The sequence below is a fragment of the Xanthomonas sp. NCPPB 3174 genome (assembly GCF_056725205.1).
The window spans coordinates 691,360-705,176 of the sequence record NZ_CM161517.1 but is presented as its reverse complement, the minus strand read 5'-3'; the positions used below and the strand labels follow the sequence as shown (position 1 = coordinate 705,176).

9 protein-coding genes are annotated in these 13,817 nt (G+C 68.2%); 3 read left to right on the top strand and 6 right to left on the bottom strand.

Features of this window, described 5'->3' with window-relative positions:
• Window positions 1–49: 49 nt before the first annotated feature.
• The 6 genes from aceK to AC1PK7_RS03155 form a co-directional block, all read right to left on the bottom strand.
• Entirely contained in the window at window positions 50–1,789 is a 1,740-nt protein-coding gene (aceK, locus tag AC1PK7_RS03180; protein WP_481099852.1) for a bifunctional isocitrate dehydrogenase kinase/phosphatase, read from the bottom strand.
• 258 nt (window positions 1,790–2,047) lie between these two features.
• Window positions 2,048–4,279 (bottom strand): NADP-dependent isocitrate dehydrogenase, encoded by a 2,232-nt coding sequence (locus tag AC1PK7_RS03175; RefSeq protein ID WP_481099851.1) that lies wholly within the window; start codon window positions 4,277–4,279, stop codon window positions 2,048–2,050.
• A gap of 502 nt (window positions 4,280–4,781) precedes the next feature.
• Window positions 4,782–5,306 carry a hypothetical protein gene (locus AC1PK7_RS03170; RefSeq protein WP_481099850.1) on the bottom strand — a complete coding sequence of 175 codons (525 nt, stop codon included), beginning with the start codon at window positions 5,304–5,306 and terminating at the stop codon, window positions 4,782–4,784.
• Window positions 5,307–5,354: 48 nt separating this feature from the next.
• Complete coding sequence (locus AC1PK7_RS03165) at window positions 5,355–5,648, bottom strand: LysM peptidoglycan-binding domain-containing protein (protein ID WP_209032196.1); 294 nt, start codon at window positions 5,646–5,648, stop codon at window positions 5,355–5,357.
• Window positions 5,649–5,983: 335 nt separating this feature from the next.
• Window positions 5,984–6,802 (bottom strand): NADPH-dependent 7-cyano-7-deazaguanine reductase QueF, encoded by an 819-nt coding sequence (queF, locus tag AC1PK7_RS03160; RefSeq protein ID WP_481099849.1) that lies wholly within the window; start codon window positions 6,800–6,802, stop codon window positions 5,984–5,986.
• A 325-nt stretch (window positions 6,803–7,127) separates the two neighbouring features.
• Window positions 7,128–8,432: a M20 family metallopeptidase gene (locus AC1PK7_RS03155; protein WP_481099848.1), complete on the bottom strand. Its 1,305-nt coding sequence runs from the start codon at window positions 8,430–8,432 to the stop codon at window positions 7,128–7,130.
• Window positions 8,433–8,721: 289 nt separating this feature from the next.
• Here AC1PK7_RS03155 and AC1PK7_RS03150 point away from each other — a divergent pair, with 289 nt between their 5' ends.
• The 3 genes from AC1PK7_RS03150 to AC1PK7_RS03140 all read left to right on the top strand — a co-directional run bounded on the left by AC1PK7_RS03150 (window position 8,722) and on the right by AC1PK7_RS03140 (window position 13,809).
• Complete coding sequence (locus AC1PK7_RS03150; RefSeq protein ID WP_420008863.1) at window positions 8,722–9,966, top strand: efflux RND transporter periplasmic adaptor subunit; 1,245 nt, start codon at window positions 8,722–8,724, stop codon at window positions 9,964–9,966.
• 103 nt (window positions 9,967–10,069) lie between these two features.
• Window positions 10,070–10,510: a hypothetical protein gene (locus AC1PK7_RS03145; RefSeq protein WP_420008862.1), complete on the top strand. Its 441-nt coding sequence runs from the start codon at window positions 10,070–10,072 to the stop codon at window positions 10,508–10,510.
• 65 nt (window positions 10,511–10,575) lie between these two features.
• Window positions 10,576–13,809 carry an efflux RND transporter permease subunit gene (locus tag AC1PK7_RS03140; protein ID WP_010341586.1) on the top strand — a complete coding sequence of 1,078 codons (3,234 nt, stop codon included), beginning with the start codon at window positions 10,576–10,578 and terminating at the stop codon, window positions 13,807–13,809.
• Window positions 13,810–13,817 lie beyond the last annotated feature (8 nt).

The following is a 13,817-nucleotide window of genomic DNA, read 5'->3' as shown; positions in this document are numbered from 1 at the left end:
TGCCTGAGATGAGGCGCCGATTACAACGCACTGGCGGCCCGCCGGCAACTCAGGCCAGGCGCAGCGCATCCGGGTAAGGCGGCGCGTCCGGATAGTCGTCCTCGCGCAGCCGCGCCTGCAGATCGCGCCACCATTGCGGATCGAACAATTCGCCATGGGCATGGCGCACCGCCTCCAGCGAAGCGGCAGGCAGGCCCATGAACATCGCGAAGCGCTCCGGGAACACGTCGCGCGGGGCGACGTGGAACCAGGGTTCGGCGGACATTGCCTCCTCCTCGTTGCGCGGCTGCGGCCAGTCGCGGAAGTTGCAGTCGGTGACCAGGCACAGTTCGTCGTAGTCGTAGAACACTGCCCGGCCCTGCCGCGACACGCCGAAGTTCTTCAGCAGCATGTCGCCGGGGAAGATGTTGTTGCGGGCCATGTCCTTGATCGCCTGCGCGTAGTCGAGCGCGGCCTCGCGCGCGGCCTCGGCGCCCTGCTCGCGCAGGTACAGGTTCAACGGGCGCAGGCGCCGCTGCACGTAGCACAGCTCGACGATCAGGTCGTCGCCGTCCTCGCGCAGGCTGCGCGCGCAGCCCTCCATCAACTCTTTCAGCAGCGCCGGCGCGAAGCGTGCGCGCGGGAAGCGCAGCGAGCGGTACGGCTGGGCATCGAGCAGGCGGCCGACGCGATCGAGGTTGAACACCAGCGCGTACTTCTCCTCCACTTCCTCGCGGCTCATCGTCTTCGGATAGGCGAAGCGGTCGCGGATCAGCTTGAACACCAGCGGGTAGCTGGGCAGAGTGAACACCGCCATGACCATGCCCGGCGTGCCCTCGGCATGCACCAGCTGTTCGTTGGGATGCGCCTGGAAGTGGCGGAAGAAGGTGCGGAAGCGCTCGGTCTTGCCCTGCTTGGCGCGGCCGAGCATGGTGTACAGCTCGTCGATCGGCTTGTGCGGCAGCAAGCTGCGCAGGAACACCACTGCGTCGCCGACAGTCGACAGGTCGGCCTGGAAATAGCTGCGCGAGATGCCGAACAGCTGCGCCACGTCGTTGCGCTTGGTCAGCACCGCTTCGGCGCGCAGGCCCTGTTCGTCGTTGACCAGGGCGATCACGCACGGTGAGAAGCGGTGCTCGCCGAACACGCGGCCGATCAGGTAGGCACGGCGCTCGCGATAGAACACCGTCTCCAGCAGTTCGATGCCGCGTACCGGGTTCTCGCCCCAGTGGGCGAGGTCGTCCTGCAGCCGCACCGCGATCGCTGCGGCGCAGCGCGTGCGGTGCGCGTACGGCACGTCGAAGCGGTAGTCGCCGAGTACGCGCACGAACGCGTCCACCGGCCGCGCCTCGGACACCACGTAGTTGTGCCGCGCCACCGGGTGGGTGATGGCGTCGGTGGGCTCGATGTCCAGCGCCACGAACTCGATCTGCGCGTCCACGCCCTGGGTCCGGAAGAAGCGCCGGGTCAGGGTGTTGTAGAAGGTCTTGTACAGCTCCTGGTCGATCAGTGCGGCGATCAGCTCGGCGTAGTGGTCGCGTGCGCGGATCCACAGCGCGCGGTCGTGCGCCTGGCCCAGCAACACCGCGCGCAGGCGCAGCATGCATTCGGCGATGCACTGGTCGTAAAGGGCGATGCGTTCGATCGCATCCTCGCGCGCCGCGCTCCAGTCGCGCGCCTCGAAGCGCTGGCGCGCACGCGACGAGATCTGCGCGAAGCGCGCGTGGTAGTCCTCGAACGCTTCGAAGACGATGCGGCCGATGACCAGGGCACGGCGTTCGGACGGCAGCGGCAGCGGCGTGGAGGGCATGCCTGCAGTGTACCCAGGTGGTGGCGTCACGCGGGCGTCGGGCACCCTGCCACGCGCCGCCTCGTGGGCACATCCAGCGGCCTGCTTCGCCAGGATCGAGCCGAACGCAGGTCGGCCGTAGGAGCGGCTTCAGCCGCGACAGGGCGTTCCCGGTAAGGCCTGTCGCGGCTGAAGCCGCTCCTACCGGACGCTTCCTGTGGCGGAAACGCAAAGGGCCGCCCCGAGGGGCGGCCCTTGCGTCACATCCAGTTCGGGCGATCAGGCGTTCAACGTCGCCAGGGCGTCGTTGAGGGTCTTGCTCGGCCGCATCGCCTTGCTGACCAGGTCCAGGTTCGGGCGGTAGTAGCCCTGGATGTCGACCGGCTGGCCCTGCACGCCGTTGAGCTCGGCGACGATGGCCGCTTCCTGCTCGGTCAGCTGCTTGGCCAGCGGCGCGAAGCGCGCCTTCAGCGCGGCGTCCTCGTCCTGCGCGGCCAGCGCCTGCGCCCAGTACATGGCGAGGTAGAAGTGGCTGCCGCGGTTGTCCAGCCCGCCGACCTTGCGCGAGGGCGACTTGTCGTTGTCCAGGAACTGGCCGTTGGCCTGGTCCAGGGTGCGCGCCAGCACGCCGATGGCGGCGTCATGGTGGCGCTGGCCCAGATGCTCCAGCGACGCCGCCAGGGCCAGGAACTCGCCCAGCGAATCCCAGCGCAGGTAGTTCTCTTCGACGAACTGCTGCACGTGCTTGGGCGCCGAGCCGCCGGCGCCGGTCTCGAACAGGCCGCCGCCGGCCATCAGCGGCACGATCGACAGCATCTTGGCGCTGGTGCCCAGCTCCATGATCGGGAACAGGTCGGTGAGGTAGTCGCGCAGCACGTTGCCGGTGACCGAGATGGTGTCCTCGCCCTTGCGGATGCGCTGCAGCGAGAACGCGGTGGCTTCCACCGGCGGCAGGATGCGGATGTCCAGGCCAGTGAGGTCGTGATCCTGCAGGTAGCGCTCCACCTTCTGGATCATCAGCGCATCGTGGGCGCGCTGCGGATCCAGCCAGAACACTGCCGGGGCGGCGCTCAGACGCGCGCGCTCGACTGCCAGCTTGACCCAGTCCTGGATCGGCGCGTCCTTGGTCTGGCACATGCGCCAGATGTCGCCGGCTTCCACCGCATGCTCCAGCAGCACCGCGCCGCCAGCATCGGTGACGCGCACCGTGCCGTCGGCCGGAATCTGGAAGGTCTTGTCGTGCGAACCGTATTCCTCGGCCTTCTGCGCCATCAGGCCGACGTTGGGCACGCTGCCCATGGTCGCCGGGTCGAACGCGCCGTGCAGCTTGCAGTCCTCGATCACCGCCTGGTACACGCCGGCGTAGCAGCGGTCCGGGATCACCGCCTTGGTGTCCTGCAGCTTGCCTTCGGCGTTCCACATCTTGCCGGAGTCGCGGATCATCGCCGGCATCGACGCATCGACGATCACGTCGCTGGGCACGTGCAGGTTGGTGATGCCCTTGTCCGAGTTGACCATCGCCAGGCCCGGACGCTGCGCGTACAGCGCCTGCAGGTCGGCCTCGATCGCAGTGCGCTGCGCTTCGGGCAGGCTGGCGATGCGCGCGTACAGGTCGCCGATGCCGTTGTTGGCGTCGAAGCCCACCTGCTTGAGCGTGGCGGCGTGCTTGTCCAGCACGTCACGGTAGAACGCCTCGACCACCACGCCGAACATGATGGGGTCGGAGACCTTCATCATCGTCGCCTTCAGGTGCAGCGAGAACAGCACGCCCTGCTGTTTGGCATCGGCGATCTGCGCCTGCACGAAGGCGGCCAGCGCGCGCTTGCTCATCACCGCCGCATCGATCAGCTCGCCGGCCTGCACCGCGGTCTTTTCCTTCAACACTGACACCGTGCCGTCCTTGCCGACCAGTTCGATCTTGACGCTGCCGGCCTGTTCGATCAGCGCCGAACGCTCGCTGCCGTAGAAATCGCCGGCGTCCATGTGCGCCACGTGCGACTTGGACTCGGCGCTCCATGCGCCCATGCGGTGCGGGTGCTTGCGTGCGTAGTTCTTCACCGAGGCCGGCGCGCGGCGATCGGAATTGCCCTCGCGCAGCACCGGATTGACCGCGCTGCCCTTGACCTTGTCGTAGCGCGCCTTGGCCTCCTTCTCCTTCTCGTCCTTCGGCTCGTCCACGTAGTCCGGCAGCGCATAACCCTGCTGCTGCAGTTCCTTGATCGCGGCCTTGAGCTGCGGCACCGAGGCGCTGATGTTGGGCAGCTTGATGATGTTGGCTTCCGGCGTGGTCGCCAACTGGCCCAGCTCGGCCAGGTCGTCGGCGATGCGCTGGTCGTCGCGCAGGTATTCGGGGAACTGCGAAATCAGGCGGCCGGCCAGCGAAATGTCGCGGGTCTCCACGGCGATGCCGGCGGTGCCGGCGAACGCGGCGACGATCGGCAGCAGCGACTGCGTCGCCAGGTACGGGGCTTCATCGGTGAGCGTGTACAGGATCTTGGGCGTATTCGACATGACGCGACGGATGACCTCTGGCAGGGGGAAATAGGCAGCACCGACAGTACGGCGGCGTATGTTTTCTTGTAGGTTTCGCGATGCCGTCAACCGCCGGACATCGGCCGTCCATTGTCGCGTGTCTGCCGGCTGCGGGCAAAGCGCGGGGTGGTGCAATCCGTATGCGGGGTTCATGCCTCGTGATTGCAGGCGGATGCCTGTCGCCCGAGTGAGCGAAGTGACCTGCACGTCCCGCATGCCGTCGTCAGTGCGATGGGCCATGGCGCCCTACGAAGGGCGTGGATCGAAACGAACAAGGGCTCTGTGTGCAAGCCGGACAACGTCGCCATCGACCGTCCGCGTCGGGACTGAAGTCCCTCCCACAAGGCGCGCGATCTACGGCAACGGCTTTATGCGTCATCAAGCCGCATAAAAAAGGCGCAGCCTCACGGCTGCGCCAGCGTGCCGCACGCGCCGGGAGAGAGGCGGCGCGTGCGACCCGTGACCCGGGCTCAGCCCTGGATCACTTCACCTCGAACGTCTGCGGCGTGCCCGCCGCCTGGCCGTTCACGGTGACCTCGGCCTTGTACTGGCCGGCCGGCCAGCCCTTGGGATTGGTGAACTCGAAGTTGGTGGTCTCGGCACCGCTGGTATTGAGCGTCTCGGTGCGCTCGCCAGCGGTCTGGCCGTCCTGGAACAGCAGCTTGGCACCGACATTGGCGTTGGTGGCCGAGCCCTCGGTCTTCACCGACACGATGATCTTGTCCTTGCTGCTGAGCGTGGTCAGCGGTGCGACCGACTTGTCCGCCGCCGCCGTGTTGCCGACCGCGACTGCAGCGACGTTGACCGCATTGGCGCCCGCAGCGGCTGGCGCAGGCTGTTCCGCCGGGGCGGCGGCCGGACCCGGCATCTGCTCGGTGGGGGCGGACGAGGTGGGATCGGGCGACGTGGTCTGCTCCTGCTCTTGCTTCTTGCAGCCGGCCAGCGCCAGGGCGCCGACCAGGGCGAGCATAAGGGGCGAAAACGAGGACATCGTGCGATTCTTCATCGGTAGAAGACTCCTGTCGGATTAACGAAGAGAGGCGGCAGCAGCGGCTCAGGCGCCAGCAGGCAACTTGAGCGTCTGGCCCGGATAGATCTTGTCGGGATCGACCAACACATCGCGGTTGGCCTCGAAGATGCGCGTCCAGGCATTGCCGTCGCCGTAATGCAGCTTGGCGATCTTGGACAGCGAATCGCCGGGCTTGACCACATACACCTGCTGCACCTGCTCGGCGGTGCTGTCGACCTTGCTCTGCACGGCGGAGAAGTCCGGCTTCTGCACGACGTCGGCGGTGGTGTCCACCTTGGCGGTGACTGCCGAAAAATCGGCGCGCTTGTCGCTGTTCATCGCGTGGCTCCCTGCGTGATGGGACGATGCCACGGTGTCACAGGATTTGTTAAAAAAGGATCGCGCGGCCGTGAACTGCGCCGCTGCGGTTCAGGCGCATCGCAAGCGTTTCAACGCGGCGAGATGCGTCGCTCGCACGGTCAGTACCATGCATGCCAGCAGGACCGCGAGCAAACGCCACCATCGCTATGTCGCGCATCGTCCAGCCGACGACTGTGCGAACCCCGGTCTGCTGCAGAGAAGTTGACGAAAGCGCTACCCTAAGGGCGCTCCTTGTGGGAGGGACTTCAGTCCCGACGCAGCACGCTCGGTGCAATCGCGATTTCGGAGGTGTCCTACTGACGCAGATCGCGCAGGAAGCTCAGCGGTTCGGCCACATCCGCGGTGGCGCGCCAGGGATTGATGTCCAGGCCGCCGCGGCGGGTGTAGCGCGCCTCCACCTGGAGCGACTGCGGGCGGCAGCGCGTCATCAGGTCGTGGAAGATGCGCTCCACGCATTGCTCGTGGAAGCCGGCGTGCTCGCGGAAACTGATCAGGTAGCGCAGCAGGCCTTCGCGGTCGATGCGGCCGCCGCGATAGCGCAGGTGCAGCGAGGCCCAGTCCGGTTGGCCGGTGACCGGGCAGTTGGACTTGAGCAATTCACTGGTCAGGGTCTCTTCGACCACCTCGCCGTCGGCGGCGGACAGGAAGTCCGGACGCGGCGGACCGTAGCAGTCGATGGCGATGTCCAGCGCATCCAGCGACTCGCCCTCGCCCAGCGTGTCCATCGGCGGCAGGCCGAACTCCATCGCCACGTCGGCGCCGGCGCGCGCCGACAGATCGGTGACGATGCAGCTGCGCAGCGCTTCGGCGCTGTTGAAGCGCATGGCGTTGAGCGAATTGAGATAGAGCTTGAGCGACTTGGATTCGATCAGGTTGGGCGAGGCGCACGGCACCTGCAGGGTCGCGGTGGCCACGCAGGGCTTGCCTTGCGCATCGAGCCAGCTCAGTTCATAGGCATGCCAGCGGTCCACGCCGAAGAACGGCAGCGCCGCGGGATCGAGGCCGATCTCGGTGCGCGCGGCGGCGCGGGGGATGGGAAACAGCAGCGCGGGGTCGTACTGCGAGGGGTAAGCGACCTCGCGGCCGAGGCTGGAATCCTGGGGGGTGTTCATGCGGTGCAGTGTAGCGGGCGGGTTCTGGCTGGCAGGTGTATGGGGCGGGGATTCGGGATTTGGGATTGGCAGAAGCGCATCGCGCTGCTTGCGTCGATGCGCCTGCGTCGATTCAGGGCTTCGTGCGTCGCGACTGAAGTCGCTCCCACAGGGGGGCAATCGAGCGCCGCATGGCGTAGGAGCGGCTTCAGCCGCGACCGCCTTCCCGGTAACGCCCGTCGCGGCTGAAGCCGCTCCTACGGACGTCAATCGGGCCGGACCTATGACGATTCCGCCCGCGCCGCCGCACCCACGCTCTTGCGAATCCCCAATCCCGAATCCCCAATCACTGCTTCAAGTAATCCAACGTCACCTCCAGCATCGCGCGCAGGCCGACGTCCAGGGCGGTTTCGTCGAGCAGGAACTGCGGCGAGTGGTTGCTGGGCGCGGTCGCCGGGTCGATGCCGGGGCCGGTGGCGCCGACGAAGAAGAACATCGAGGGCACCTGCTGCGCGTAGAACGAGAAATCCTCCGCGCCCATCTGCAGCGGCGGTTCGTAGACGTTGTCGGCGCCGACCACCGCCTGCAGGCTGGGCAGCATGCGCGCGGTCAGCGCCGGGTCGTTGACCGTGGCCGGGTTGCCGTCCTGGTCGGGCACGTGCGCTTCGGCCTTGGCGCCGTGCGCGGCGGCGGTGTGCTCGGCCACGGTCTTGAGGTCGGCGAAGATCTGCTGGCGCATGCCCTCGTCGAAGGTGCGGATGGTGCCGACCATCTCCACGTCGTCGGGAATGATGTTGTAGCGGATCCCGCCCTTGATCGCGCCGAAGCTGAGTACCGCCGGCTGCTTGGACAGGTTGGCGCGGCGGCTGATCACGCTCTGCGCGGTGCCGATCAGGTCGGCGCTGGCCACGATCGGGTCGATGCCGTTCCATGGCGCCGAGCCGTGGGTCTGGCGGCCGATCACCTTGATGCTGAAGCGGTCCGAGGCGGCCATCAGCGGGCCGCCGCGCACCGCGATCTTGCCGGCCTGGACGCTGGAGAACACGTGCAGGCCGAACATCGCCTGCGGCTTGAAGTCGCCGAACAGGCCTTCCTTGAGCATCAGCGAGGCGCCGCCCTCTTCGTTGCCCGGCGCGCCCTCCTCCGAGGGCTGGAACACCAGCATGACCTCGCCCGGCAGTTGCGCGCGCATCGCCACCAGCGCCTCGGCCACGCCGAGCAGGATCGCGGTGTGCGCATCGTGGCCGCAGGCGTGCATCACCCCCACAGTCTCGCCGCGGTACTGCCCGGTGGCCTTGGAGGCGAACGGCAGGCCGGTCTGCTCGGTCACCGGCAGCGCGTCCATGTCCGCGCGCAGGGCGATCTTCGGCCCAGGCAGCGCGCCTTTGACGATCGCCACCACGCCATGATGGGCGATGCCGGTCTGCGGCTTCAGGCCCAGCGCGCGCAGCCGCTCGGCGACCTTGGCGGCGGTGCGCTCCTCGCGGTTGGACAGCTCCGGGTGCTGGTGGAAGTCGCGCCGCCACTCCACCACCTTGGCCTGCAGCCTGGCCGCGGCGGCCGTCACTTCCGGGCGCTCGGCGCTCTGCGCCCAGGCCAGGGCGGGGACGGCGAACAGCAGGGCGGACAGCAGGCGGGACAGGCGCGGCATGGCAGGGCTCCAGATCGGGACGCAACGGGCGTTCAGTCACTGTAGTGCATCGGCGACCGGCAGGGGGCGGCCACGGACCCCGCTGCGGGGAAAAAACCCTTGCGAATCCGTGTCAACCGATGCGCCGCCGGTGCGTTGCGAGAACGGACGACCGGCCTTGCCCGCCCGCGGGGTCTGTCCCTTCAGTCATGGTCCAATCGCAACGCGCCGGCGATATGCTTTCGCGACCGTTTGCACCAGCCACCGCGGGAGGGTCCCCCACCCCGCCTCGCCACAGGAGTTTCCCCGGATGTCGCGTTTCTGGAAGATTGCGCTGCTGATCCTCGCAGCGGTGGCCGTGGTGCTGGTGGGCATGCGTTTCATGCGCGGCGGCGGGCATCACAAGGGTGGCGGCGGCGACGGCACGGGCGAGGACGGCGACAACGCGCCGGTGCCGGTGACGGTGGTCGCCGCAAGCAGCCAGACAGTGCCGATCTACGCCACCGCCACCGGCACGGTGACCGCGCTGAGCACCGTCACCGTCAGCCCGCAGGTCGGCGGTCAGCTGATGAGCCTGAACTTCCGCGAGGGCCAGGAAGTGAAGAAGGGCGAGCTGCTGGCGCAGATCGACCCGCGTTCGCTGCAGGCCAGCTACGATCAGGCCGCGGCGAGCAAGCGCCAGAACCAGGCGCTGCTGGCCACCGCGCGCTCCACCTTCCAGCGCTCCGACTCGCCGGCCTACCGCCAGTACGTGGCCAAGACCGACCTGGACACCCAGCGCAACCAGGTGGCGCAATACGAGGCGGCCGTCGCCGCCAACGACGCGCAGATGCGCGCGGCGCAGGTGGAGTTGCAGTACACCCGCATCGTCGCTCCCAGCGACGGCATCGCCGGCATCCGCGGGGTGGACGTGGGCAACATCGTCAGCACCAGCAGCACCATCGTCACCATCACCCAGGTGCACCCGATCTACGTGACCTTCAACCTGCCCGAGATCCAGCTGCAGGACGTGCGCCAGGCGCAGGCGGCGGCGCCGCTGCCGGTGACCGCGCTGGACCGCACCGACGCCCACCCCATCGCCAGCGACGGCCAGGTCGACGTGATCGACAACCAGATCAGCGCCGACACCGGCACCTTCAAGGTCCGCGCTGTGTTCCCGAACAACGACCGTGCGCTGTGGCCGGGCCAGTTCGTCAACGTGCGCCTGACCCTGCGCACCGTGCCCGACGGGGTGGTGGTGCCGACCCAGGCGGTGCAGCGCGGTCCCAACGGCGACTACGTGTACGTGGTGCAGGCCGACAACACGGTCAAGATGCAGACGGTGAAGCAGGGCGCGGAAGTGGGCGACAGCCACGTGCAGCTGACCGAGGGCCTGAAGGCCGGCGAGCGGGTGGTCACCGAAGGCCAGTTCCGGCTCAAGCCCGGCACCAAGGTGAACGCACTGAAGCCGGGCGAGGCGCCGCCGGAGCCGACCGAGGCCGAACTGAAGGCCGCCGAGGGCAAGCAGCAGCGCGGCGGCGGACGCCGCGGCGGTGGCGGCGGCGGGCCACGCTGAGCGTGACGCGCGGTCCGAGCGCCTCACATCTGGCGTCGCGGCGCGTTTGGATGGCCGGCGGAGAAGCTTCTCTCCGCCGCCCACCCTCCAGAGGAACCACACCATGACCAACGTCGTCATCGCCTCCAACGATCCGCTCGCGCAAAGCCTGCAGGCCTTCCTGATCAATCAGCAGGGCTTCGTCGCCGGCCCGCCGCTGGATCCGCTGGGCAACGGCAACCAACTGTGGATCGTCGCCCACGACAGCGAACTGGGCGACGGCAGCGCATTTCTGAGCAATTTGCTGCAGAACACGGACTTCCCGATGGAGGTCGCCTTCGAGGTGGTGCTGATCGTGTGCAGCGCCGCCAGCCTGGACTTCGGCAGCGAGTTGCTGACGCCGGCCGAGCGCATCGCCAATACGCTCGACCGCAACGTCATCGCCTCCAGCACCGACGTCTACGGCCAATGGGGGCCGAACGGGTTCGCATTCCAGGGCAATTTCGTCACGGTGACACCGAACACCGACCTCACCAGTCTGTTCGACCAGTTGACGCTCGACTGACGTAACGCTTTCTCCCGGGTTCCGGCAGCGTCCGGACCCGGGATCTCACCAGCAAGGATCTCCCCGTGGGCTTTTCGACGATCTTCATCCGCCGCCCGATCGCCACCACCTTGCTGATGGCAGGCGTGCTGCTGCTCGGCATCCTCGGCTACCGGCAGCTGCCGGTGTCGGCGCTGCCGGAAATCGACGCGCCCAGCCTGGTGGTGACCACGCAATATCCCGGCGCCAACGCCAGCACCATGGCCTCGCTGGTGACCACGCCGCTGGAGCGCCAGCTCGGGCAGATCTCCGGGCTGCAGATGATGACCTCCGACTCGTCGGCGGGCCTGTCCACGATCGTGCTGCAGTTCGCGATGGACCGCGACATCGACATCGCCGCGCAGGACGTGCAGGCGGCGATCCGCCAGGCCACCCTGCCCTCGTCGCTGCCCTACCAGCCGGTCTACAACCGGGTGAACCCGGCCGATGCGGCGATCCTCACCCTCAAGCTCAGCTCCGACACGCTGCCGCTGCGCGAGGTCAACAACTACGCCGACTCGATCCTGGCCCAGCGCCTGTCGCAGGTGCCGGGCGTGGGCCTGGTGTCGATCGCCGGCAACGTGCGCCCGGCGGTGCGCATCCAGGTCAATCCGGCGCAGCTGTCGAACATGGGCCTGACCCTGGAGGCGCTGCGCAGCGCGCTGACCCAGACCAACGTCAACGCGCCGAAGGGCTCGCTCAACGGCAAGACCCAGTCCTACAGCATCGGCACCAACGACCAGCTGTCCAGCGCCGCCGAGTACCGCGACACCGTCATCAGCTACAAGAACGGTGCGCCGGTGCGGCTGTCGGACGTGGCAAAGGTGGTGGACGGGGTGGAGAACGACCAGCTCGCCGCCTGGGCCGACGGCAAGCCGGCAGTGCTGCTGGAAGTGCGCCGCCAGCCCGGCGCCAACATCGTGCAGACGGTCGAGCAGATCCGCGCGATCCTGCCGCAGTTGCAGGGCGTGCTGCCGGCCGGCGTGCACCTGGACGTGTTCTCCGACCGCACCGAGACCATCCGCGCCTCGGTGCACGAGGTCAAGTTCACCCTGATCCTGACCATCGGCCTGGTGGTGGCGGTGATCTTCGTGTTCCTGCGCCGGCTGTGGGCCACGGTGATCCCGTCGGTGGCGGTGCCGCTGTCGCTGGCCGGCACCTTCGCGGTGATGGCCTTCGCCGGCATGTCGCTGGACAACCTGTCGCTGATGGCGCTGGTGGTGGCCACCGGCTTCGTGGTCGACGATGCGATCGTGATGATCGAGAACATCGTGCGCTACATCGAGCAGGGCAAGAGCGGCCGCGAGGCGGCGGAGATCGGCGCGCGCCAGATCGGCTTCACCGTGCTGTCGCTGACCGTGTCGCTGGTGGCGGTGTTCCTGCCGCTGATCCTGATGCCCGGCGTCACCGGCCGCCTGTTCCACGAGTTCGCCTGGGTGCTGAGCATCGCGGTGGTGATCTCGATGCTGGTGTCGCTGACGCTCACGCCGATGATGTGCGCCTACCTGCTCAAGCCCGACGCCCTGCCCGAGGGCGAGGATGCGCACGAGCGCACCGCGGCGGCCGGCAAGACCACGCTGTGGTCGCGCACCGTGGGCGTGTACGAGCGCAGCCTGGACTGGGTGCTGGGCCACCAGAAGCTGACCCTGCTGGTGGCGCTGGCGACCATGGTGCTGACCGTGCTGCTGTACGTGGTGATCCCCAAGGGTCTGCTGCCCGAACAGGACACCGGGCTGATCACCGGCGTGGTCCAGGCCGACCAGAACGTGGCGTTCCCGCAGATGGAGCAGCGCACCCAGGCGGTGGCCGAGGCGCTGCGGCGCGACCCGGCGGTGACCGGCGTGGCCGCCTTCATCGGCGCCGGCTCGATGAACCCCACCCTCAACCAGGGCCAGCTCAGCATCGTGCTGAAGCCGCGCAGCGACCGCGACAGCCTGGAAGACCTGCTGCCGCGACTGCAGAAGGCGGTGGCCGGGCTGCCCGGCGTGGCGCTGTACCTGAAGCCGGTGCAGGACGTGACCCTGGACACCCGCGTGGCCGCCACCGAGTACCAGTACTCGCTCTCGGACGTGGACAGCGCCGAACTGGCGACCCAGGCCACGCGCCTGACCGAGGCGCTGCGCAAGCGCCCGGAACTGGCCGACGTGGACAACAACCTGGCCAACCAGGGCCGTGCGCTGGAACTGCACGTGGACCGCGAGAAGGCCAGCACCCTCGGCGTGCCGATGCAGACCATCGACGACACGCTGTACGACGCCTTCGGCCAGCGCCAGATCTCCACCATCTTCACCCAGCTCAACCAGTACCGCGTGGTGCTGGAAGTGGCGCCGGAGTTCCGCACCAGCACCGCGCTGCTGAACCAGCTGGCGGTGGCCAGCAACGGCAGCGGCGCGCTGACCGCCAGCAACGCCACCAGCTTCGGCCAGACCACCTCCAGCAACTCCTCCACCGCCACCGGCATCGGCGCGCAGAACACCGGCATCACCGTCGGCAGCGGCGGCACCGTGCCGCTGGCGGCGGTGGCCGAGGCCAAGCAGTCGACCACGCCGCTGGTGGTCAGCCACCAACAGCAGCTGCCGGCGGTGACCGTGTCGTTCAACCTGGCGCAGGGCTACTCGCTGTCGCAGGCGGTGGCGGCGATCGAGGAAACCCGCGCGCAGCTGCAGCTGCCGCCGCAGTTGCATGCCGAATTCATCGGCAAGGCCGCCGAATTCACCGGCAGCCAGACCGACGTGGTGTGGCTGCTGCTGGCCTCGGTGGTGCTGATCTACATCGTGCTGGGCGTGCTCTACGAGAGCTACATCCACCCGCTGACGATCATCTCCACGCTACCACCGGCCGGCGTCGGCGCGCTGCTGGCGCTGATGCTGTGCGGACTGAGCCTGTCGGTGGACGGCATCGTCGGCATCGTGCTGCTGATCGGCATCGTCAAGAAGAACGCGATCATGATGATCGACTTCGCGATCGACGCACGCCGCGAGGGCGCCAACGCCCACGACGCGATCCGCCGCGCCTGCCTGCTGCGCTTCCGCCCGATCATGATGACCACCGCCGCGGCGATGCTCGGCGCACTGCCGCTGGCGCTGGGCGACGGCATCGGCTCGGAACTGCGCCGCCCGCTGGGCATTTCCATCGTCGGCGGCCTGCTGTTGTCGCAGCTGGTCACCCTGTACACCACCCCGGTGATCTACCTGTACATGGAACGCGCCTCCGAACGCGCACGCGCCTGGCGTGAGCGCCGCGCCGCGCGGCACGCGACGGCGGCGGAGGGGCGGGCGTGAGGGGCCGG

Bases quoted from the DNA above. Each gene is read 5' to 3' on its own strand.
- aceK (WP_481099852.1), bottom strand. From the start codon at position 1,789: ATGCCCTCCACGCCGCTGCCGCTGCCGTCCGAACGCCGTGCCCTGGTC.
- AC1PK7_RS03175 (WP_481099851.1), bottom strand. From the start codon at position 4,279: ATGTCGAATACGCCCAAGATCCTGTACACGCTCACCGATGAAGCCCCG.
- AC1PK7_RS03170 (WP_481099850.1), bottom strand. From the start codon at position 5,306: ATGAAGAATCGCACGATGTCCTCGTTTTCGCCCCTTATGCTCGCCCTG.
- AC1PK7_RS03165 (WP_209032196.1), bottom strand. From the start codon at position 5,648: ATGAACAGCGACAAGCGCGCCGATTTTTCGGCAGTCACCGCCAAGGTG.
- queF (WP_481099849.1), bottom strand. From the start codon at position 6,802: ATGAACACCCCCCAGGATTCCAGCCTCGGCCGCGAGGTCGCTTACCCC.
- AC1PK7_RS03155 (WP_481099848.1), bottom strand. From the start codon at position 8,432: ATGCCGCGCCTGTCCCGCCTGCTGTCCGCCCTGCTGTTCGCCGTCCCC.
- AC1PK7_RS03150 (WP_420008863.1), top strand. From the start codon at position 8,722: ATGTCGCGTTTCTGGAAGATTGCGCTGCTGATCCTCGCAGCGGTGGCC.
- AC1PK7_RS03145 (WP_420008862.1), top strand. From the start codon at position 10,070: ATGACCAACGTCGTCATCGCCTCCAACGATCCGCTCGCGCAAAGCCTG.